Below are 19,734 nucleotides of genomic sequence, written 5' to 3'. Positions count from 1 at the left end.
GGGTGCCGGTCCGGTCCTTCCGGTCTTTCCGGTCACGAGTGCGCTCCTGCCTTCGCCAAGTGCCTGTCAGAGGTGGCTGGTTGCTGGTCCGGATGCGGGCCGGGCGGGTCGTCGTCCGGTGCCTCGCGGTGTCCGCGTCTCCGCAGGACGTACGCACCCGCGCCGACCGCGACGAGCACCAGCAGCGCGCCACCGGTCAGCGGGGCCCAGGGGACGTACACAGCCGATGCCGACGCCTCGCTCCGCGCCCCGCCCGCCGCTGTGACGCTGAGCCGGACGGTGACCCGGTCGAAGCCGGGGGCGTCGGGCCAGGGTTCGGTCAGCTCGACCCGTTGTCCGGGCAGGAGTTCCAGCGGGAGTGTGCGGGGCTGTCGGCGCGGGAACGCGCCGCTCAGGCCGTCGGCGGTGACGGCCAGGCGTGGCACGAGGGCCGCGTTTCCGCGGTTGACGAGGGCGTAACGGATGGTCCGCCCGGACACGGTGACGTCCTCGACGGTGAGCGCCGCCAGGGTCGGCCCGCTCACCCGCAGATGCACGCGCACGCCCACTTCGCGCCCCCCGCTGACGGCGAGGACGGCGCCGGGGTGGTCACCGGGCGTCGCGCCGGACGGGACGGTGACGGCGAAGGGGACCTCGGCGCGGGTCCTGGCCGGTACGGTCACCTCGCGCGAGGCGAGCCGCAGCCAGGCACCCGTACCGGTCGAGCGCTTCGTCCCCCGCACGGCGAAGCCGCCGCCCCCGGTGTTGTACGCGTCGGCGCCCCGCAGCCGCACAGTGATCGGGGTGCGCCCGGGGTTGGCCACCGAGAGCCGGTCCTCCAGTACGGCGCCGGGCGCGCCCTCCAGGTAGAAGTACGGCCGGCCGTCGTCGCTCGGCCGCGCGCCGCCGCCGGTGGGCCCGGCGGACCAGCCCGGCGTACCGGCGTCCCGGCGATCGGCGCCGGCCGCCGGAGTGACGGCGAGGGCGCACAGGAGTACGGCGAGCGCCGCTCGTGCGGCGTGGCCGGTCGACAGCGACATGGGCGGCTCCCTGGTGCGGGTGCTTACGGCGGTGTGGCGTCCGGGGGCGGGCGGTGCGTCCGGGGGTGGTGCGGGTCAGCCCGTGGCCCGCTGTCCCCGCCGGGTCAGCCACAGCACTCCGGCCGCGCCGGTCAGCAGGACGGTGCCGCCGAGCGTGCCGAGTGCGGCGGCCGAGTCGAGCGGGCCGGTCTTCGGGAGTTCGCTGCCACCCGCCGGGGCGTTCTGCGAGGCCGCCGCGCCCGTCACGTCGAGTTCGAGCGAGGGCTTGGGGTCGTTCTTCGGCGTGCAGGTCGTGGTCGTACCGAGCGCCTTGATGGTGAGCACCCCGGCGGTGAAGGTGACCTTGCCCGACTTCTTCGGGGTGTACGTCCCCGACAAGTCGCTGATTTTGATAGGGGTGTTGGCGGGGACGGCCGCCGCGTTCGCCGCCCCGGCGACCTGGACCTTGCCGCTCTCGGCGCCGCCCAGCTCGATCACCGCGCTCGGCTTCATGGCGCCCTTGCCCAGCTCCACCGGGCTGGAGGAGACACCCTTCTGGAAGGACATGGTGAGCGTGTAGCCGGAGCCGCTCTTGACGCCCTTGATATCGATGGGCGACACCGCCCCTTTGGGGCCGATCGGCGTCTGGCACTGGTAGTTGACGTCCACGACCTCGGCGTGGGCGACGGGTGCCGCCCACAGCACCACCGACCCCGCCACCGCGGACACCGCAGCGAGAGCTGTCCTCTTCTGGTTCGACACCTCGAGTTCCCCTCATGCCGGGAGTCGCCGAGCGGGCCGCGTCGTTCCGTACGGCCGCGTTTTGCTGACGACGTATCAGATTTGGCGCCCAAGGTACGCCTGGGGCCTTTTGGAGGGAAGACAAAGGAGCGCACCGATCCGGTGCGCTCCTTGGGTGTACGAATCCGGGCCCGGCCCGGCGAAAATCACGCGGGCGCGGCCAGCTCCGCCCAGACGGTCTTGCCCGGCGCGTCAGGAGTGCGCATGACACCCCAGTCCAGACAGAGCCGCTGCACGATGAACATTCCGTGACCGCCGGGCCGCCCCGCGCGGTGCGGGGTGCGTGGCGCGGGCTGACCCGCACCCCGGTCGACGACCTCCACCCGCAGCACCTTCGGCGTGCACGCGATGCGGAGCTCCTCGGGGCCTTCCGCATGCAGACAGGCATTGGTGACCAGCTCGGAGACGACCAGCAGTACGTCCTCGGCGGCGGCACGCCGGTCGGCGCCCGCGGCCGGGAGCCAGCCCCAGTCGTACAGTGCCTGCCGCGCGAAGTCGCGGGCCATCGGCACGATGCCGCTGGCCTGTCCCAGTGAGAGCGTGCGCCACTGCCGGTCCTCCGGAGCGGCGGAGGCTTCGCCCGCGCCGTCCGGCTCGCGGCCGCAGTCGCCCGGCGGATGCTGCCGGGTGGTGCTCATCAGCGCTTCACCTCACCGATTCACCATGTCGCCATTGAACGGATACTGATCAGATACAGAGTGTGCGGGCTGTCAGGACGCCACCGGGGTGTCTCCTGCCCGGCCGAATCGTGACAACACCCACTTGGTCCACACGATCGCGTGACGAGGGCAACACTCGGGGTGCCCGGGGTCGTGGGGGCGTCTGCCGCGGTCAGGAGTCGAGAGCGTCTTCGAGTGAGGCGTGGACGGTGAAAACCGCCGCGGCCCCGGTGATCTCGAAGACTCTCGCCACGACGGGACGCATACCGGCCAGATGGACGCCGCCACCGGCCGCCTCCGACCTGAGACGGGCACCGAGCAGGACGTTCAGCCCGGTGGAGTCGCAGAATTCGAGTCGCGAACAGTCGACCACCAGGCGCACGCGCCCTTGCTCGACCGCATGCTCCAGAGGTTCTCGCAGCAGATCGGCGGTGTGGTGATCGAGCTCACCCACCGGTGTCACAACCTCGCTGCGCCCCTCGGTCCGGACCTCGACGTGAAGCCGACCCCGGTTCGCACTGCCGACCGTCCCGCGGTCCATGCCCGTTCCTCTTCGTCGTCCGTCACCGTCCGCGCGGAGAACTGCGCGGCTGTCTGCCTAGCTGTCGCCGACGTTCGTAAAACAGTACGCGTTTCGTTCGCCACGCGGTAGCCGAAGACCTGAACAAAGCAGACATAGCGCCAGATTTGGAGCTTGTAAGTCGCGGCAGGAACCGGGTAAGGGTAGAGGGATACCAATTTTCGTGGCTTTGGAGGCGCCGCTTCACCGCAGGAACACGTATGGGCATCGGCAGCCATATGCCGAGAACGATGGAGGAGAAGCATGTCACCCCGGCTCGACGTAGCGCGTACCCACAACGCGCCGTCGATATGTCCTCAGGGACCGACCGATACCGACTCCCCTGCCGCGATCGCCGTACCCGGCCCGCGCACCAGCACCACCAGCAGGACCGGCACCACCAGCTCCACCAGCACGACCGACGGCACCGAAAGCGCCGACAGCACCGATGTCTCCGCCGCCCAGTACGGCGAGGGGCTGGAGGTTCTCGAAGGCCTGGAGGGACTGCCCGACATCCCGCCCTACGCCGAAGTGGGGCCTCTGGACGCCAGGGCGCTGTCGAAGACACTCTTCGCGCGGCTCGAATCCCTCGAAGAGGGCACCCACGAGTACGCGTACGTACGCAACACGCTCGTCGAACTGAACCTGGCTCTCGTCAAGTTCGCCGCCTCCCGGTTCCGCTCCCGCAGCGAACCGATGGAGGACATCATCCAGGTCGGCACCATCGGGCTGATCAAGGCGATCGACCGCTTCGAGCTCAGCCGCGGCGTCGAATTCCCGACCTTCGCGATGCCGACCATCATCGGCGAGATCAAGCGCTTCTTCCGCGACACCAGCTGGTCCGTGCGCGTCCCGCGCCGCCTGCAGGAGCTGCGGCTCGACCTGGCCAAGGCGGGCGACGAGCTCGCCCAGCAGCTGGACAGGGCGCCCACCGTGGTGGAGCTCGGCGAGCGCCTCGGCATCACCAACGACGAGGTCGTCGAGGGCATGGCCGCGAGCAACGCGTACACCGCGAGCTCGCTGGACGCCAAGCCCGAGGAGGACGACCACGAGAGTGCGCTGGCCGACCGGATCGGCTACGAGGACAACGGGCTCGAAGGCATCGAGTACGTCGAGTCCCTGAAGCCGCTCATCGCCTCGCTGCCTACGCGTGACCGGACGATCCTCTCCCTCCGCTTCGTCGCCAATATGACGCAGTCTGAGATCGGCGAGGAGCTCGGCATCTCGCAGATGCATGTCTCCAGGCTGCTCTCGCGGACCCTGGTCAAGCTCAGGAAGGGCCTGACCCTGGAGGAATGAGCTGCCGCCCCGGGTGTTGTCGGCCCGGCACCGGAGAACCTTGCGGAAGGACCTGCCCGACAACGGGCGGGTCCTTCCGCATGTGTGAGGCCGTGTCAGTGTCACGGACCGGTCAGAGGGTGCGCTCTCCGCGCTGCCAGACCGCGCTGACCAGCGGGACCCCCGGCCGGTAGGCGAGGTGGACATGGCTCGGGGCGTCGAGGAGGACGAGATCCGCCCGGGCGCCCGGGGTGATGCTGCCGATGTCCGTACGGCGCAGCGCGGCGGCGCCGCCCGCGGTGGCGGACCAGAGGGCTTCGTCCGGCGTCATGCCCATGTCCCGTACGGCGAGGGCGATGCAGAAGGGCATGGAGGACGTGAAGGACGAGCCGGGGTTGCAGTCCGTGGAGAGTGCGACGGTGGCGCCCGCGTCGAGGATGCGGCGGGCGTCGGGCCAGGTCGCGCGGGTGGAGAACTCGGCGCCCGGCAGGAGCGTGGCGACCGTGTCGCCCTGGGCCAGCGCGTCGACGTCAGCGTCGGTCAGGTGGGTGCAGTGGTCGGCGGACGCGGCGTCGAGTTCCACGGCGAGCTGGACGCCGGGGCCGTGACCGAGCTGGTTGGCGTGGATGCGCGGGTGCAGCCCCTTGGCGCGGCCCGCGGTGAGGATGGCGCGGGCCTGGTCGCCGTCGAAGGCGCCCTTCTCGCAGAAGACGTCGATCCAACGGGCGTACGGGGCGCAGGCGTCCAGCATCGGCCCGGTGACCAGGTCGACGTAGCCGGCCGGGTCGTCGGCGTAGTCGGGCGGTACGACGTGGGCGCCCAGGTAGGTGACCTCTTCGGTGTGGCGGGCGGCGATGCGCAGGGCGCGGGCCTCGTCCTCGACGGTGAGGCCGTAGCCGGACTTGGTCTCGAAGGTGGTGGTGCCCTGGCGTGCCGCCTCGGCGAGATAGCGGGAGACGTTGGCGGCGAGCTCGTCGTCGGAGGCGGCGCGGGTCGCGGCGACGGTCGTTCTGATGCCGCCCGCGGTGTAGGGCAGGCCGGACATCCGGGCGTTGAACTCCTGGGTGCGGTCGCCCGCGAAGAGCAGATGGGAGTGGGAGTCCACGAAGCCCGGAATGACGGCCCGGCCGCCCGCGTCGACGGCGTTGTCAGTGGCGGGTGCTTTGCTTGATTCACCGGTCCAGACGACGCGGTCGCCTTCGATGACGACGGCCGCGTCCCGGATCAGGCCTAGGGGGGTCCCGTTTCCGAGGGAGGGGTCGTTGGTGACCAGGCTGGCGATGTTGATGACGGTGGTCGTCGTCATGAGGAGGCTGTTTCTCCTTGCGCGAGGGTCCGGGGGGTCCTGGATCAGCCGTGCAGGGCGGCGATGGCCGAGGCGAGTGCTGCGGGCACGTCCTGGACCCGCGTGTGGTGACCGTCCCGGACGATGTGCCGGCCTGCCACGACCGTGTGCCGCACATCAGCGGCGGAGGCGGCGAATACGACTGCTTCGGCTGCCAGCCGGGGCAGCGGTCCCGCTGTTCTGACGGAGTCCAGGGCGACGGTGGTGAGATCGGCGGGCGCACCGGGTTCGATGATGCCCGCGTCCGGCCGGCCGAGTGCGGCGTGCCCGGTGGCGGAGGCCGCCCGGAGCAGGGCCGATGCGGTCCAGTGGCCGCGTACGTGGGTGCGCAGACGCTCGTTGAGCTCCATCGCGCGGGCCTCTTCGAAGAGGTCGATCACGGCGTGGCTGTCGCTGCCCAGCGAGAGCGGGGAGCCCGCGCGCTGGAGGGCGACGGCGGGACCGATGCCGTCGGCGAGGTCGCGTTCGGTGGTGGGGCACATGCAGGTGCCGGTGACCGAGGAGCCCAGCAGCTCGATGTCCTCGGCCGTGAGGTGCGTGTTGTGGATGCCGGTGGTGCGGCGGCCGAGCACCCCGTGGTCGGCGAGCAGCCGGGTGGGGGTGCGGCCGTGGGCGGCGAGGCAGGCCTCGTTCTCCGCGGTCTGCTCGGAGAGGTGGACATGGAGCGGGGCGTCCCGCTCCTCGGCCCACTGCGCGACGGTGGCGAGCTGCCCGGCCGGCACGGCGCGTACGGAGTGGATGGCGGCGCCGATCAGCGTGTGGTCGTCGCCCTTGAGAAGGGAGGCGCGCTCGGCCCAGGCGTCGGCGGTGGTGTCGGAGAAGCGGAGCTGGTGGGGTCCGGGCTTCTCGCCGAATCCGGCGGCGAGGTAGGCGGTGTCCAGCAGGGTGATGCGGATTCCGGCCTCGGCGGCGGCGGCGATGAGCGCTTCACCCATCGCGTTCGGGTTCCTGTAGGGAGTGCCGCCCGGCGCGTGGTGCAGATAGTGGAATTCGCCGACGGAGGTGATGCCGGCCAGGGCCATTTCGGCGTACGTGGCGCGGGCCAGGTCGTAGTACGTGTCGGGGGTCAGCCGGGAGGCCGTCTGGTACATCAGCTCGCGCCAGGTCCAGAAGGTGCCGGAGCCCACCTGGACGCTGCCGCGCAGGGCCCGGTGGAAGGCGTGCGAGTGGGTGTTGGCCAGCCCGGGGAGCGTCAGGCCGCGCAGCACCGTGGCGCCGGGCGGGGGTGTCCCGACGCCGGTGCGCACACCGGTGATCCGCCCGCCGGTGACATCCAGGGTGACGCCCGGCTCGACATGTGTGCCGAGCCAGGCCTGGGAGAGCCAGTAGGTGGCGGAGCCGGGTGCGCTGGGCATCGGGGTCGGCTCGGTTGTCAGCGGCACGCGAGGCCCTCCAGTACGTCGGCGAGTGCGATCACACCGGCCACGCAGTCGTCCTCGGCGGCGTATTCGGCCGGCGAGTGCGAAATGCCGGTGGGGTTGCGGACGAACAGCATGGCGGTAGGCACCGAAGCGGACAAAATACCCGCATCGTGGCCCGCTCCGGTGCCGAGGACGGGCACGGCTCGGTCCGTGTCGTGGGAGGAGCGCCCGGTGAGGAGCTTGGCGATCTCGTCCCGCAGGGCGTGCTCGAACTCCACCACCGGGGTGACGGATTCCCGTACGACGTCGAGATCGATCCCGGCCCGCTCCGCGTGGTCGCGGGCGGCGCGCTCGATGCCCGAGACGACGGTGTCCAGGGTGGCCTGGTCGGCGGCGCGGGAGTCGAGCCAGCCGCGCACGAGGGAGGGGATGGCGTTGACCCCGTTCGGCTCGACGGCGATCTTGCCGAAGGTGGCCAGCCCACCGGCGAGCTCCGCCTCCCGGCGGGCGGCGAGCACGGTCTCGGCGTACGTGAGCATCGGGTCGCGCCGGTCGGCGAGCCGGGTGGTGCCCGCGTGGTTGGCCTCGCCCCGGAAGTCGAAGCGCCAGCGTCCGTGCGGCCAGATGGCGGAGGCGATGCCGACCGGGTCGCCGGTGAGGTCCAGGGCGCGCCCCTGCTCCACGTGCAGTTCGACGAACGCACCGATACGGGCGAGCCGTTCGGGGTCCGGGCCGATGGCCTCGGGGTCGTATCCGGCGGCTGCCATGGCCTGCGGCAGGGACACGCCGTCCCCGTCGCGGAGCCGGTGGGCGTTCTCGCGGGTCAGCTGCCCGGCGGCGAGCCGGGAGCCGACGCAGGCGAGGCCGAAGCGGGCCCCCTCCTCGTCACCGAAGTTGGTGATGGCCAGGGGCCTGGCGAACTCCGCTCCCCTGCGGCGGAGCTCGTCGAGCGCCGCGAAGGCGGAGACCACACCGAGCGGGCCGTCGAAGGCGCCGCCGTCCGGCACGGAGTCGAGGTGCGAGCCGGTGACGACGGCGTCCCCCGCGAGGGGGTCACCGAGCCAGGCCCACTGGTTGCCGTTGCGGTCCACCTCAAGGGTGAGGCCGCGGGCCTCGGCCTGTGTACGGAACCAGGCCCGGCAGTCCGTGTCGGCCCCGGTCCAGGCGTACCGCCGGTATCCGCCGGAGTCCGCGTTGCGTCCGATGGGGGCGAGGTCGCGCCACATCGCGTGGAAGGAGGAGCCGCCGGCCGGCCCGGCCGTGGCCGGGCGCGGCGTGGCGGGGTCCGGCGTTGCGGGGTCCGGCGTGGCGGGGTCCGGCGTGGCGGTTGCCTCCGCGCCGGTGGAACGGCTGTCCGCGGCGGCGGTCACTCGCCCTCCGTCATCGGGACGCGCACGCCCTTGTCCTCGGCGACCGACTCCGCGATGTCGTACCCGGCGTCGACGTGCCGGATGACGCCCATGCCCGGGTCGTTGGTCAGTACGCGGCGGATCTTCTCGCCCGCCAGCTTCGTGCCGTCGGCGACGGTGACCTGGCCCGCATGGATGGAGCGGCCCATGCCGACGCCGCCGCCGTGGTGGATCGACACCCAGGACGCCCCGGACGCCACGTTGACCATGGCGTTCAGCAGCGGCCAGTCGGCGATCGCGTCGGAGCCGTCGAGCATGGCCTCGGTCTCGCGGTACGGCGAGGCGACCGAGCCGCAGTCCAGGTGGTCGCGCCCGATGGCCAGCGGGGCGGCCAGCTCACCGCTCGCCACCATGTCGTTGAAGCGCTCGCCGGCCTTGTCGCGCTCGCCGTAGCCGAGCCAGCAGATGCGGGCGGGCAGCCCCTGGAAGTGGACGCGCTCGCCGGCCATCTTGATCCAGCGGTGGAGCGACTCGTTCTCCGGGAAGAGTTCGAGCATCGCCTTGTCCGTCTTGTGGATGTCGGACGCCTCGCCCGACAGCGCGGCCCAGCGGAAGGGGCCCTTGCCCTCGCAGAAGAGCGGCCGGATGTATGCGGGCACGAAGCCCGGGAAGTCGAACGCCCGGGTGTACCCGGCGAGTTGCGCCTCGCCACGGATCGAGTTGCCGTAGTCGAAGACCTCGGCGCCCGCGTCCATGAAGCCGACCATCGCCTCGACGTGCGTGGCCATCGACTCCCGCGCCCGCTGGGTGAAGTCGGCGGGCTTCTCGGCGGCGTACGAGGCCATGTCGTCGAAGTCGACGCCGAGCGGCAGATAAGCGAGCGGGTCGTGCGCGCTGGTCTGGTCGGTGACGATGTCGACCGGGGCACCTTCGGCAAGCATGCGGGGCAGCAGTTCCGCAGCGTTGCCGAGCAGGCCGATGGAGAGCGGACGACGGGCGTCGCGGGCCTCGACGGCCAGCTGGAGCGCGTGCTCCAGGTTGTCGGCCTTCACATCCAGGAAGCGGTGCTCGATCCGGCGCTCGATGGCGCGCGGGTCGCAGTCGATACAGATCGCGACGCCGTCGTTCATGGTCACGGCCAGCGGCTGGGCGCCGCCCATGCCGCCGAGTCCGGCTGTCAGGGTGATCGTCCCCGCGAGCGTGCCGTTGAACTTCTTCGCGGCGACGGCGGCGAACGTCTCGTACGTGCCCTGGAGGATGCCCTGCGTACCGATGTAGATCCAGGACCCGGCGGTCATCTGCCCGTACATGGTGAGGCCGAGGGACTCCAGGCGGCGGAATTCCTCCCAGTTCGCCCAGTCGCCGACCAGGTTGGAGTTGGCGATCAGGACGCGCGGCGCCCACTCGTGGGTCTGCATGACGCCGACCGGCCGGCCGGACTGGACGAGCATCGTCTCGTCCTGCTTGAGCGTCTGCAGCGTACGGACCATGGCGTCGAACGAACGCCAGTCGCGGGCCGCCTTGCCCGTGCCGCCGTAGACGACGAGCTTGTCGGGGTGCTCGGCGACCTCGGGGTCGAGGTTGTTCTGCAGCATGCGGAGGGCGGCTTCCTGCTGCCATCCCAGGGTGCTCAGTTCGGTACCGCGCGGTGCCCGTACGGGGCGGGGTCCTGACATGGCAATGCCTCCTCGGACTGTGAATCTTCTATTCACATCCTGAAGGTCTGAATACTTGTAGTCAACAGGTGAGCCCCACGCCGCGCCCGGGCACATGTCTGTCACCACACCCCGGGGGAGGCCTCTGTGGCCACGTCGCACACACCTGAACCACTCGCCCCAGCGGAAACACCCGCGCTCAAGCGAGCCATCGGCCCCAGGCTGCTGATCCTGTTCGTGATCGGCGACATCCTCGGCACCGGCATCTACGCCACCACCGGAAAGGTCGCCGGGAAGGTCGGCGGAGCGCTCTGGCTGCCGTTCCTCATCGGCTTCGTCGTCGCGATCCTGACGGCAGCCTCGTATGTGGAACTCGTCGGCAAGTACCCCAAGGCGGCCGGGGCCGCGCTCTACACCCAGAAGGCGTTCAAGGTCCCGTTCCTGACCTTCGTGATCGCCTTCATGGTGATGTGCTCGGGCCTCTCGTCCGCGAGCGCCGCGGCCCGCGCCTTCAGCGGCGACTACCTCGGCGAGTTCACCTCCGCCGTACCGCCCACGCCGGTCGCCATCCTCTTCATCCTGGCCCTCGCGGCGATCAACCTGCGCGGCGTCGCCGAATCGGTGAAAGCGAATGTCGTCCTGACGATCGTGGAGGTCACCGGTCTGCTGGTGATCCTTTCCATCGGCGCGTACGCCGTCCTGGCGGGAGACGGGCAGCCTTCCCGGCTGACCGAGTTCGAGGCGAGCGGCACCGGCTTCGCACTGTTCACCGGTGTGCTCGGCGCAACCGCGCTCGGCTTCTTCGCCTTCGTCGGCTTCGAGGACTCGGTGAACATGGCCGAGGAGACCCAGGACCCGGCCCGCACCTTCCCGCGCGCCATCTTCATCGGCGTCGCCGTGACGGGCACGATCTATGTGCTGGTGGCCCTGATCTCCTCCCTCCTGGTCGACTACCGCACCCTGGAGGGGTCCAGCGGCCCGCTCCTCGAAGTGGTGAAGGCGGGCGGCATCGATTTCCCGCCGAAACTCTTCGCCCTGATCGCCCTGTTCGCGGTCACCAATTCCGCCCTGATCAACATCATGATGGCCTCGCGGCTCTGCTACGGCATGGCCAACGAACGCATCCTGCCCCGCGCCATGGGCCGGGTCCTCGCCGGGCGCCGCACCCCCTGGGTCGGGATCGTCTTCGTCTCCGTACTCGCCGTCGGCCTCGTATCCACCGGCGAGATCGAGGGCCTCGGCGACACGACGGCCTTCCTCCTGCTGTGCGTCTTCGCCGTGGTCAACATCGCCGTCCTCGTCCTGCGCAAGGACCGGGTCGACCACCACCACTTCCGTACGCCGACGGCTCTGCCCGTACTCGGAGCGATCACGGCGCTGATCCTGGCCAGTCCGCTCGCCGACCGGGACGCGGACGTCTACATCAGGGCCGGGGTGCTGCTACTGATCGGCATCGGCCTCTGGGTGGTCAACAAGGTGGTGATGACCGCGCGCGAGAAGAGCTGACGAGAGCGGGCGGCCCGCCGCGTACGGGCCGTCCGCATGTACCAATGGAAAATGCCAGAACTCCCCCCTGGCGCAAGCACGTTGCGTAACCTCAGGGTCACAGCCGTACGCGACGTCGGGAGGGGAGTCCGCGTGCCCGGAATCGACGAGTGCCTGCTCGAAGTCATGAAACTGCCCGGTGCCCGGGGCGCCGCAGTGGTCGACTGGACGAGCGGCCTCGCCCTCGGCACCGCCGGTGAATCGCCCAACGGCGATCACGAGACCACCGCTGCCGAGACGGCGGAGGTGGCCCGGATGGCGGCCGAGCAGCCCGCGTTCGCGCTCCCGCCGCCCGGAGAGGCGGCCACGAGGAGACCGGGCCCGCCGGTCGAGGACGTCATCATCACGACACGCGCCGGCTACCACATACTCCGCTTCGTCGAGACGGCCTTCGACAGCAGCGTCTTCCTGCATCTGTGGCTGGACCGGGCGGACGGCAATCTCGCCCTCGCCCGCCTGCGGCTCGGCGAGATGGCGGAGCGGCTGGTCCTGGCATGAGCCCCACCACCGCCGGTCCCGAGCAGGACACCGTGCGGCGCTCCGCACCCTCCCCCATGCTCCAGCGCCTGGCGGCCGAGCGCGCCACCGGCGCCCTGATGCGGGACCGCGGCACCCTCTATCTCGCGGACGGCCAGGTGGTGCACGCCGAGAGCCCCGCCACCCCCGGCATCGACATCCTGCTGACCACGGGCGGGGCGCTGCGCCACGAGGGCTGGTGGGACGCGGTCGCCCAGGCGGGTGCGGGGCAGCGGGTGGGCCGCTATCTGGTGGACAGTGGTCATGTGCCGGGCGGCGCACTGGAGTTGTGCCATCTGGGCGCCCTGTACGACGCGGCGTTCTTCGCCCTCGCCCCGACCCGGACCCCGGCCAGATTCCGTTACGGCGTCTCGCACTGGATCGGCCCCGTCCGCCCCGTCGCCGTCGACGCCGTGCAACGCGAGACGCTCAGACGCCGCGAACTGCTGGACCGGATCTGGCCCGAGGCGCGGACCGACACCGCACCGGTGACCCGCACGGCGCATCCCGTGGACGCGCCCGTCCCGCCCCGCCGGCTCGGGGCCCTGGAGCTGGCCGACGGCGTACGGACGGCCTCGGACATCGCCCGTGAGCTGGGCCGTTCGGCGTTCCACATCCTGGTCGACCTGCGGCGGCTCGCGGCTGCCGGGCTGGTCGAAGCGGTCAGGCAGGGAGCGGCGCCGTCCGCCGCGACGCCCGGCCGGGTCGCCCTGCCCGAGGTGACGGCCGACCCCGACGTCGCCCTGTTGCGCCGGCTCCGAGATGCATTGGAGGCCCTGTGATACGCGCGCTCAGACAGCGTGCCGGGAGGAGACAACTGATGGTGCCCGAGGCCGAAGTACAGGATGTCCTCGACGAACTCCAGCGGTTACGGGCCCGCGTCCCCCTCCTCTCCGGCGCACTGGCGGCCAGCACCGACGGCCTGGTCGTGGCCCATGACACTCCGGGCGTGGAAGCCGAGGGAGTGGCCGCCCTGACCGCCGCCGCACTCGGCGTGGCGATCCGGATGACCGACGCCACCGGCCGGGGCGGCTTCCGCGAACTCCTGGTACGCGGCCAGACCGGCTACATCGCGACGTATGCGGCAGGCACCTCGGCCGTCCTCACGCTGCTGGCGGAGGACCGCATCAACGTCGGCCGGCTCCATCTGGAGGGCCGCCGCGCGGGCACCCGTATCGGCGAACTCATCGACACCGCACTGGCCCGCACCGGCCCGCCCGCCCGCGCCGTGAGCGCCCCGCAGCCACCCGCCCCACAGAACAGCCCCCTGCCGCGCCGCCCCACCACGTAGCGGCCCCGCCCTCGACCTCACCGGGACAGACGCCCCTCACACCGAAACGGCTCCGGTCACCCCGACCGGCCAGGGAAAGGAAAACGAGCACCCATGGCGAACACCGAAGCGTCACTGAAGGAAGCGATGACGTCCATCGAGGGCACCACCGGTGTCGCCCTCGTCGACTACACGAGCGGTATGGCTCTGGGAACGCTCGGCGGCAGCAAGGACTTCAACCTGGAGGTCGCGGCCGCGGGCAACACCGATGTCGTACGCGCCAAGCTCCGCACCATGGAACACCTCGGCATCCAGGACGAGATCGAGGACATCCTCATCACGCTGGGCAGCCAGTACCACCTGATCCGGCTCCTCAAGGCCCGTGGCAACAACGGCCTGTTCCTCTACCTGGTGCTGGACGCCAGCCGCGCCAACCTGGCGATGGCCCGTCACCAGCTGAAGCGGATCGAGGCCGAGCTGGAGATCTGACCCGCTCACCGGGGACGCCGCGCCGTACCGGGCGCGGCGTCCCCGCCCGGTGGTCGCCGGACCTACTCGACGAAGAGACCGCGCGCGGCGGCCCGCGCGTCGAACTCCTCCAGCCGGGCCTGCGCGTCCGGCAGGGCGTCGCACATGGCCTCCAGCAGCACCCGCCCCAGCAGCATCGGCGCGCACGCGGTGTCGAAGGCGAGCCCGGTCCCGACAGCGGCCGGAATCAGCAGATCGCTGTGCTTGGCCACCGGGGCGAACGCCGAGTCGGCGACGCTCACCACGGTCAGCCCCTGCTCCTGGGCGTACGCGAGTCCGTCCACGACCTCCCTGGGATGACGCGGCAGCGCGAAGCACATCAGCGCGGTGGCACCCGCCCGCCGGACGGCGTCGATCCGGTCGAGCAGCGCGCTGCCGCCCTCGTCGAGCACCCGGACATCGGGGTGCACCTTGGCCGCGAAGTAGCCGAATCCCCGCGCCTGCGAGGACGCGGCCCGCAGCCCCAGCACGGGCAGCGGCCGCGAACCGGCGAGCAACTGCCCCGCCCGCTCCACCGGCCCGGGGTCGGCAAGCAGCTCGGTCAGATGCTGAAGGTTCTCGATCTCGGCCCTGACGGCCTGCTGGTACTCGTTGTACGCGTCCTCGGCGCCCGGAGCCGTCTCGGCGGGGGCCACCTCCCGCAGATGCCTGCGCAGCGCGGGATACCCGTCGAAGCCGAGCGCCACGGCGAACCGGGTGACGGAGGGCTGACTGACCCCGGCCAGCTCGGCCAGCTCCACACTGGACAGAAACGGCGCGTCACCGGCCCTGCGCACCATGGAATGGGCGATCCGGCGCTGGGTGGGCGTGAGCCGATGCCCCTCGAAGAGCCGCTGCAACCGTGCAGCCGGGCTGCTCCCGCTCATGCTGACCCTCCAGAGATCACCGCGCCGGTCCGGCGCCGGCAAATCCATTCAGCCAGCAAGCGGCCTGCATGTCCATATACAGACCGGCCCGCGCGGCCCGCTACCCCCAGCTCGTCCGGGTGCCGAAACAGGGGGGGTAGCCCCACTGACCGGAGCGCCCCCGACTTCGTAGCGTACGAAGTATGGAAGCCCGCGACCCTGAGCTCAGGAAAGAGCTGGACGCCACCGTGCAGGCCCGCGCCGAACTGGGCCCGGAGTACGAGTCCGTGCTCATCGACTCGTTCCTGGAGAAGGTCGAGCGCCGTCTCGACGGAACGCTCGACCGGCGGGTGCGCCGCCTTCTCGCCGAGCAGCAGATGGCCGTCGCCCGCGAGGCGCGCTCGCCGCAGGCCGTGCGGAGGTTCGGCGAGCGGTTCGGATTCGGCATCGTCTCGCTGGTCCTGGCGATCCCGCTCTCCGCGATCGGCGTCGCGAACGCCGGGATCGACGGACTGGTCGTGGCCTGGCTGGGGATCGTCGGTGTCAACGCGGTGAACGCGGCACACGGCCGGCCCTGGGCCCGCTCCGGAAGGGACGAACGGGACGGGCGGCGGACGGCCTCCGACTGGGACGAGTGAGCCCGCGCGATACGCGCGGAGCCGGCGTCCTGGACGCGCTGTCCCGCGAGATATGTCGCGGGGACCGCCGCACCCCCGGTTGCCCGGGGGGCGGGACGACGACGGTCCCCGCGAGGGACGCGGTCCGGGTCAGGGCCGGGTGCCGCGTCCTGGCGACGGTGGAGGTCCGGGAGCCGCTCCGTAGTCCGTGTCGCCGTCTCGGGTGCCGGCGGGTTTCCCTGCCGACACCCACCAATCTGCCCGAGCCGTGTTAAGCGGGTGCTGCGCGTACGTGACGCGCTCGTACCGATTTCACGAAGCTCGGACACACCGCGTTACGACTTGGTGCCCGCGTCCTTCGCCAGGAACGCCAGCAGGTCCTGCCTGCTCACGACGCCCTTGGGCTTGCCCTCCACCAGCACGATCGCCGCGTCCGCGCCGTCCGCGCCGCTGAGCGCGGCCATCAGGTCCTCGACCGGCTCGCCGGAGCCGACCTGCGGCAGCGGGGCCGACATGTGCTTCTCCAGGGCGTCGGAGAGCTGGGCGCGCTGGGTGAACAGGGCGTCCAGGAGCTGGCGCTCGACGACGGAGCCGATGACCTCGGCGGCCATCACGTCCGGGTGGCCCGCGCCCGGCTTCACGATCGGCATCTGGGAGACGCCGTACTCGCGGAGCACCTCGATCGCCTCGCCGACCGTCTCATCGGGGTGCATGTGGACGAGGTGCGGCAGCGGGCCCTCCTTGTAGTCCAGGACGGCGCCGACGCGGGCGGACGGGCCGGTGTTCTCCAGGAAGCCGTAGTCCGCCATCCACTCGTCGTTGAAGATCTTGCTCAGATAGCCGCGCCCGCTGTCGGGAAGGAGGACGACCACCACGTCGTCCGGTCCCAGACGTGCCGCGACCTCCAGGGCCGCGACGACTGCCATGCCGCAGGAACCGCCGACGAGCAGGCCCTCCTCCTTGGCGAGGCGGCGGGTCATCTGGAAGGAGTCCTTGTCGGACACCGCGACGATCTCGTCCGTGACGGTGCGGTCGTAGGCGGTGGGCCAGAAGTCCTCGCCGACGCCCTCGACCAGATACGGGCGCCCGGAGCCGCCCGAGTAGACCGAACCCTCCGGGTCCGCGCCGATGACCAACACCTCGCCGTCGCTGATCTCCTTGAGATAGCGGCCGGTGCCGGAGATGGTGCCGCCCGTGCCGACGCCCGCCACGAAGTGGGTGATGCGGCCGTCCGTCTGCTCCCAGAGCTCCGGACCGGTGGTCTCGTAGTGGGAGCGCGGGTTGTTCGGGTTGGAGTACTGGTCCGGCTTCCAGGCTCCCGGCGTCTCACGGACCAGCCGGTCGGAGACGTTGTAGTACGAGTCCGGGTGCTCGGGGTCGACGGCCGTCGGGCAGACGACGACCTCGGCGCCGTACGCGCGCATCACATTGATCTTGTCCGTGGACACCTTGTCCGGGCAGACGAAGATGCAGTGGTAGCCCTTCTGCTGGGCGACGATGGCCAGGCCGACGCCCGTGTTGCCGCTGGTCGGCTCGACGATCGTGCCGCCGGGCTTGAGCTCTCCGCTCTGCTCGGCCGCCTCGATCATGCGCAGCGCGATGCGGTCCTTCACCGACCCGCCTGGGTTGAAGTACTCGACCTTGGCCAGGACCGTCGCCTGAATGCCTGCCGTCACACTGCGCAGCCTCACCAGCGGGGTGTTACCAACAAGACTGATCATCGAATCGTGGAATTGCACCGTGTACTCCGGGGTCTCCGAGATGGTCCGGCCAGAGTATGCGTATGGGCACGAGATTGGGCGAAGCGATTGGACGCTGCCTCCCACGGGGCAGGTAGGTGTCAGTACGGCGTACGGCAAAGAGGAGGTGGACCCGACTGTGTCGAGGGCGAGGGTGGCACGGCGGATCGCGGCGGGCGCTGCTTACGGAGGCGGCAGCATCGGGCTGATCGGAGCCGCGACGGTGGGTGTGGTGCTGGCCGAGGTCCAGCTGGCGAAACGGCAGGTGGGCGGGGGTACGGCGCCCGTGCCGCCGAGTGCGGACGGGCGGTACGGGGTGGCGTTCGCCGGCCCCGACGAACCGCTGCGGCTCACCATGCTCGGTGATTCGACGGCGGCCGGCCAGGGGGTGCGCAGGGCCGGGCAGACGCCGGGGGCGCTGCTCGCCTCAGGGCTCGCAGCCGTGTCCGAACGGCCGGTGGACCTGAGGAACGTCGCGTTGCCGGGGGCACGGTCCGACGATCTGGAGCGCCAGGTCACACTGCTGCTGGCCGATCCGGCGCGGGTCCCCGATGTCTGCGTGATCATGATCGGGGCGAACGATGTGACGCACCGGATGCCCGCCACCCAGTCGGTGCGGTGTCTGACCACCGCCGTCCGCAGGCTGCGGACGGCGGGCGCCGAGGTGATCGTCGGTACGTGCCCCGATCTGGGGACGATCGAGCCGGTCTACCAGCCGCTGCGCTGGCTGGCCCGGCGGGTGAGCCGGCAGCTGGCGGCGGCGCAGACCATCGGTGCCGTGGAGCAGGGCGGGCGCACGGTGTCGCTGGGCGATCTGCTGGGGCCGGAGTTCGCGGCGAACCCGCGTGAACTGTTCGGCCCGGACAACTACCACCCGTCGGCGGAGGGGTACGCCACGGCGGCGATGGCGATGCTGCCGACCCTGTGCGCGGCGCTGGGCCTGTGGCCGGAGACCGACCGGCTGGACGGGGCGCGGCGCGAGGGCATGCTGCCCGTGGCCAAGGCGGCCTCCAAGGCGGCACGGGAGGCCGGTACGGAGGTCACGGGGGCGCGGGCTCCCTGGGCCCTGCTCAAGCACCGCAGACGGCGGCGCCTGCCCGCGGCCACGGAGCCGGCTGCGCACCCGGACACGGAGACGGGCCCGGACACGGACACGGACACGGACCCCGGCGCGGGCCCGGCGTACCGGGAAGCGCGGCAGAGCGACTGAACGACCGGGCGGCCTGAGTGACCGAGCGACTGAGCGGTTGCTTAGAAAAGAGGCCCGCATCACACGGCCTGCCGGGTGACCTCAGCGATACGTGCGGGTAATTTCCAAAGCAGTCCAGCCTTCCAGCCTGCCTTCCAGCCCTCATGGAGCCGCGTGATGCCCGAAGCCGTGATCGTCTCTGCCGCCCGTTCGCCGATCGGCCGGGCCTTCAAGGGGTCCCTCAAGGACCTGCGCGCGGACGACCTGACCGCCACCATCATCCAGACCGCGCTGGCCAAGGTCCCCGAGCTGGACCCCAGGGACATCGATGACCTGATGCTCGGCTGTGGCCTCCCCGGCGGCGAGCAGGGCAACAACCTGGGCCGCATCATCGCCGTACAGATGGGGATGGACCACCTTCCCGGCTGTACGGTCACCCGCTACTGCTCGTCCTCGCTGCAGACCAGCCGCATGGCGCTGCACGCCATCAAGGCCGGCGAGGGCGACGTGTTCATCTCGGCCGGTGTCGAGATGGTGTCCCGCTTCGCGAAGGGCAACTCCGACAGCCTGCCGGACACGCACAACCCGTTCTTCGCCGAGGCCGAGGCCCGCACCGCCGCGCGCGCCGAGCAGGAGGGCGCGACCTGGCACGACCCCCGCGAGGACGGCGTCGTCCCGGACGCGTACATCTCGATGGGGCAGACCGCGGAGAACCTGGCCCGGGTCAAGGGCGTCACCCGCCAGGAGATGGACGAGTTCGGCGTACGGTCGCAGAACCTCGCCGAAGCGGCCATCAAGAACGGCTTCTGGGAGCGCGAGATCACCCCGGTGACGACGCCGGACGGCACCGTCGTCTCGCAGGACGACGGCCCGCGCGCGGGCGTCACCCTGGAGGGCGTGCAGGGCCTGAAGCCGGTCTTCCGCCCCGACGGCCTGGTCACCGCCGCCAACTGCTGCCCGCTCAACGACGGCGCCGCCGCCCTGGTGATCATGTCCGACACGAAGGCGCGCGAGCTGGGCCTGACCCCGCTGGCCCGGATCGTGTCGACCGGCGTCTCCGGCCTGTCCCCCGAGATCATGGGTTACGGCCCGGTCGAGGCCAGCAAGCAGGCGCTGAAGCGCGCCGGGCTGACCGTCGACGACATCGACCTGGCCGAGATCAACGAGGCGTTCGCCGCCCAGGTCATCCCCTCGTACCGCGACCTCGGCCTGCCGCTGGACAAGGTCAACGTCAACGGCGGCGCCATCGCCGTCGGCCACCCGTTCGGTATGACGGGCGCCCGGATCACCGGCACGCTGATCAACAGCCTGCAGTTCCACGACAAGCAGTTCGGTCTGGAGACCATGTGCGTGGGCGGCGGCCAGGGCATGGCCATGGTCATCGAGCGGCTCAGCTAAGACCGACCGGCAAATGGGGGGTGGGAGAAGGAGCGTGGCTGGGTGCGTGCAGCTGCAAGGCGGAGGATTGAGGCATGGCGGA

Annotated in this window: 19 protein-coding genes; 9 read left to right on the top strand and 10 right to left on the bottom strand. The window is 71.1% G+C overall.

Features of this window, described 5'->3' with window-relative positions:
• Nucleotides 1–32: 32 nt before the first annotated feature.
• The 4 genes from ACFT7S_RS25270 to ACFT7S_RS25255 form a co-directional block, all read right to left on the bottom strand.
• Nucleotides 33–1,019, bottom strand: a complete 987-nt coding sequence (locus ACFT7S_RS25270) for a hypothetical protein (protein WP_382735518.1) — start codon at nucleotides 1,017–1,019, stop codon at nucleotides 33–35.
• A gap of 75 nt (nucleotides 1,020–1,094) precedes the next feature.
• Nucleotides 1,095–1,760: a peptidase gene (locus tag ACFT7S_RS25265; protein WP_382735517.1), complete on the bottom strand. Its 666-nt coding sequence runs from the start codon at nucleotides 1,758–1,760 to the stop codon at nucleotides 1,095–1,097.
• Nucleotides 1,761–1,945: 185 nt separating this feature from the next.
• On the bottom strand, nucleotides 1,946–2,437 hold the full coding sequence (locus tag ACFT7S_RS25260) for an ATP-binding protein (RefSeq protein WP_382735516.1): 492 nt from the start codon (nucleotides 2,435–2,437) through the stop codon (nucleotides 1,946–1,948).
• 193 nt (nucleotides 2,438–2,630) lie between these two features.
• Nucleotides 2,631–2,999 carry an STAS domain-containing protein gene (locus ACFT7S_RS25255; protein WP_382735514.1) on the bottom strand — a complete coding sequence of 123 codons (369 nt, stop codon included), beginning with the start codon at nucleotides 2,997–2,999 and terminating at the stop codon, nucleotides 2,631–2,633.
• A gap of 282 nt (nucleotides 3,000–3,281) precedes the next feature.
• Here ACFT7S_RS25255 and ACFT7S_RS25250 point away from each other — a divergent pair, with 282 nt between their 5' ends.
• On the top strand, nucleotides 3,282–4,316 hold the full coding sequence (locus tag ACFT7S_RS25250) for an RNA polymerase sigma factor SigF (RefSeq protein WP_382735512.1): 1,035 nt from the start codon (nucleotides 3,282–3,284) through the stop codon (nucleotides 4,314–4,316).
• A gap of 112 nt (nucleotides 4,317–4,428) precedes the next feature.
• Here the strand turns inward: ACFT7S_RS25250 and hutI are convergent, their stop codons facing one another.
• From hutI to hutU, 4 genes are all read right to left on the bottom strand, one after another.
• The gene (gene hutI / locus ACFT7S_RS25245) at nucleotides 4,429–5,601 is read right to left on the bottom strand and encodes an imidazolonepropionase (RefSeq protein WP_382735510.1); all 1,173 of its coding nucleotides are present in this window, start codon (nucleotides 5,599–5,601) and stop codon (nucleotides 4,429–4,431) included.
• 44 nt (nucleotides 5,602–5,645) lie between these two features.
• Nucleotides 5,646–6,995, bottom strand: a complete 1,350-nt coding sequence (locus ACFT7S_RS25240; RefSeq protein ID WP_382735613.1) for a formimidoylglutamate deiminase — start codon at nucleotides 6,993–6,995, stop codon at nucleotides 5,646–5,648.
• A gap of 17 nt (nucleotides 6,996–7,012) precedes the next feature.
• Nucleotides 7,013–8,227, bottom strand: a complete 1,215-nt coding sequence (locus tag ACFT7S_RS25235; protein WP_382735611.1) for an allantoate amidohydrolase — start codon at nucleotides 8,225–8,227, stop codon at nucleotides 7,013–7,015.
• 140 nt (nucleotides 8,228–8,367) lie between these two features.
• Complete coding sequence (gene hutU, locus ACFT7S_RS25230; protein WP_382735508.1) at nucleotides 8,368–10,026, bottom strand: urocanate hydratase; 1,659 nt, start codon at nucleotides 10,024–10,026, stop codon at nucleotides 8,368–8,370.
• A 126-nt stretch (nucleotides 10,027–10,152) separates the two neighbouring features.
• Between hutU and ACFT7S_RS25225 the strand changes: the two genes are divergently transcribed.
• The 5 genes from ACFT7S_RS25225 to ACFT7S_RS25205 all read left to right on the top strand — a co-directional run bounded on the left by ACFT7S_RS25225 (nucleotide 10,153) and on the right by ACFT7S_RS25205 (nucleotide 13,825).
• Nucleotides 10,153–11,511, top strand: coding sequence for an APC family permease (locus tag ACFT7S_RS25225; RefSeq protein ID WP_382735506.1), 1,359 nt, complete (start codon nucleotides 10,153–10,155; stop codon nucleotides 11,509–11,511).
• 132 nt (nucleotides 11,512–11,643) lie between these two features.
• Nucleotides 11,644–12,048, top strand: a complete 405-nt coding sequence (locus tag ACFT7S_RS25220) for a hypothetical protein (RefSeq protein WP_382735504.1) — start codon at nucleotides 11,644–11,646, stop codon at nucleotides 12,046–12,048.
• Nucleotides 12,045–12,848, top strand: a complete 804-nt coding sequence (locus ACFT7S_RS25215) for a winged helix-turn-helix domain-containing protein (protein ID WP_382735502.1) — start codon at nucleotides 12,045–12,047, stop codon at nucleotides 12,846–12,848. The genes ACFT7S_RS25220 and ACFT7S_RS25215 overlap by 4 nt, the downstream gene beginning before the upstream one ends.
• Nucleotides 12,849–12,886: 38 nt before the next feature.
• A complete protein-coding gene (locus tag ACFT7S_RS25210; RefSeq protein WP_382735500.1) occupies nucleotides 12,887–13,357 on the top strand; it encodes a roadblock/LC7 domain-containing protein in 471 nt (156 codons plus the stop codon).
• A gap of 93 nt (nucleotides 13,358–13,450) precedes the next feature.
• Nucleotides 13,451–13,825 carry a hypothetical protein gene (locus ACFT7S_RS25205; protein ID WP_382735498.1) on the top strand — a complete coding sequence of 125 codons (375 nt, stop codon included), beginning with the start codon at nucleotides 13,451–13,453 and terminating at the stop codon, nucleotides 13,823–13,825.
• A gap of 62 nt (nucleotides 13,826–13,887) precedes the next feature.
• Here ACFT7S_RS25205 and ACFT7S_RS25200 read toward each other — a convergent pair whose 3' ends face one another.
• Entirely contained in the window at nucleotides 13,888–14,703 is an 816-nt protein-coding gene (locus ACFT7S_RS25200; protein ID WP_382735609.1) for a MurR/RpiR family transcriptional regulator, read from the bottom strand.
• A gap of 209 nt (nucleotides 14,704–14,912) precedes the next feature.
• Between ACFT7S_RS25200 and ACFT7S_RS25195 the strand changes: the two genes are divergently transcribed.
• Entirely contained in the window at nucleotides 14,913–15,347 is a 435-nt protein-coding gene (locus tag ACFT7S_RS25195) for a hypothetical protein (RefSeq protein ID WP_382735496.1), read from the top strand.
• 314 nt (nucleotides 15,348–15,661) lie between these two features.
• Here ACFT7S_RS25195 and ACFT7S_RS25190 read toward each other — a convergent pair whose 3' ends face one another.
• The gene (locus ACFT7S_RS25190) at nucleotides 15,662–17,065 is read right to left on the bottom strand and encodes a cystathionine beta-synthase (RefSeq protein WP_382735494.1); all 1,404 of its coding nucleotides are present in this window, start codon (nucleotides 17,063–17,065) and stop codon (nucleotides 15,662–15,664) included.
• A 154-nt stretch (nucleotides 17,066–17,219) separates the two neighbouring features.
• Here ACFT7S_RS25190 and ACFT7S_RS25185 point away from each other — a divergent pair, with 154 nt between their 5' ends.
• Complete coding sequence (locus tag ACFT7S_RS25185; RefSeq protein ID WP_382735607.1) at nucleotides 17,220–18,275, top strand: SGNH/GDSL hydrolase family protein; 1,056 nt, start codon at nucleotides 17,220–17,222, stop codon at nucleotides 18,273–18,275.
• 156 nt (nucleotides 18,276–18,431) lie between these two features.
• On the top strand, nucleotides 18,432–19,652 hold the full coding sequence (locus tag ACFT7S_RS25180; protein ID WP_382735492.1) for an acetyl-CoA C-acetyltransferase: 1,221 nt from the start codon (nucleotides 18,432–18,434) through the stop codon (nucleotides 19,650–19,652).
• The last annotated feature ends 82 nt before the right edge of the window (nucleotides 19,653–19,734 follow it).

The organism is Streptomyces sp. NPDC057136 (assembly GCF_042670885.1).
Lineage (GTDB): Bacteria > Actinomycetota > Actinomycetes > Streptomycetales > Streptomycetaceae > Streptomyces.
This window is presented reverse-complemented; position numbering and strand designations above follow the sequence as displayed.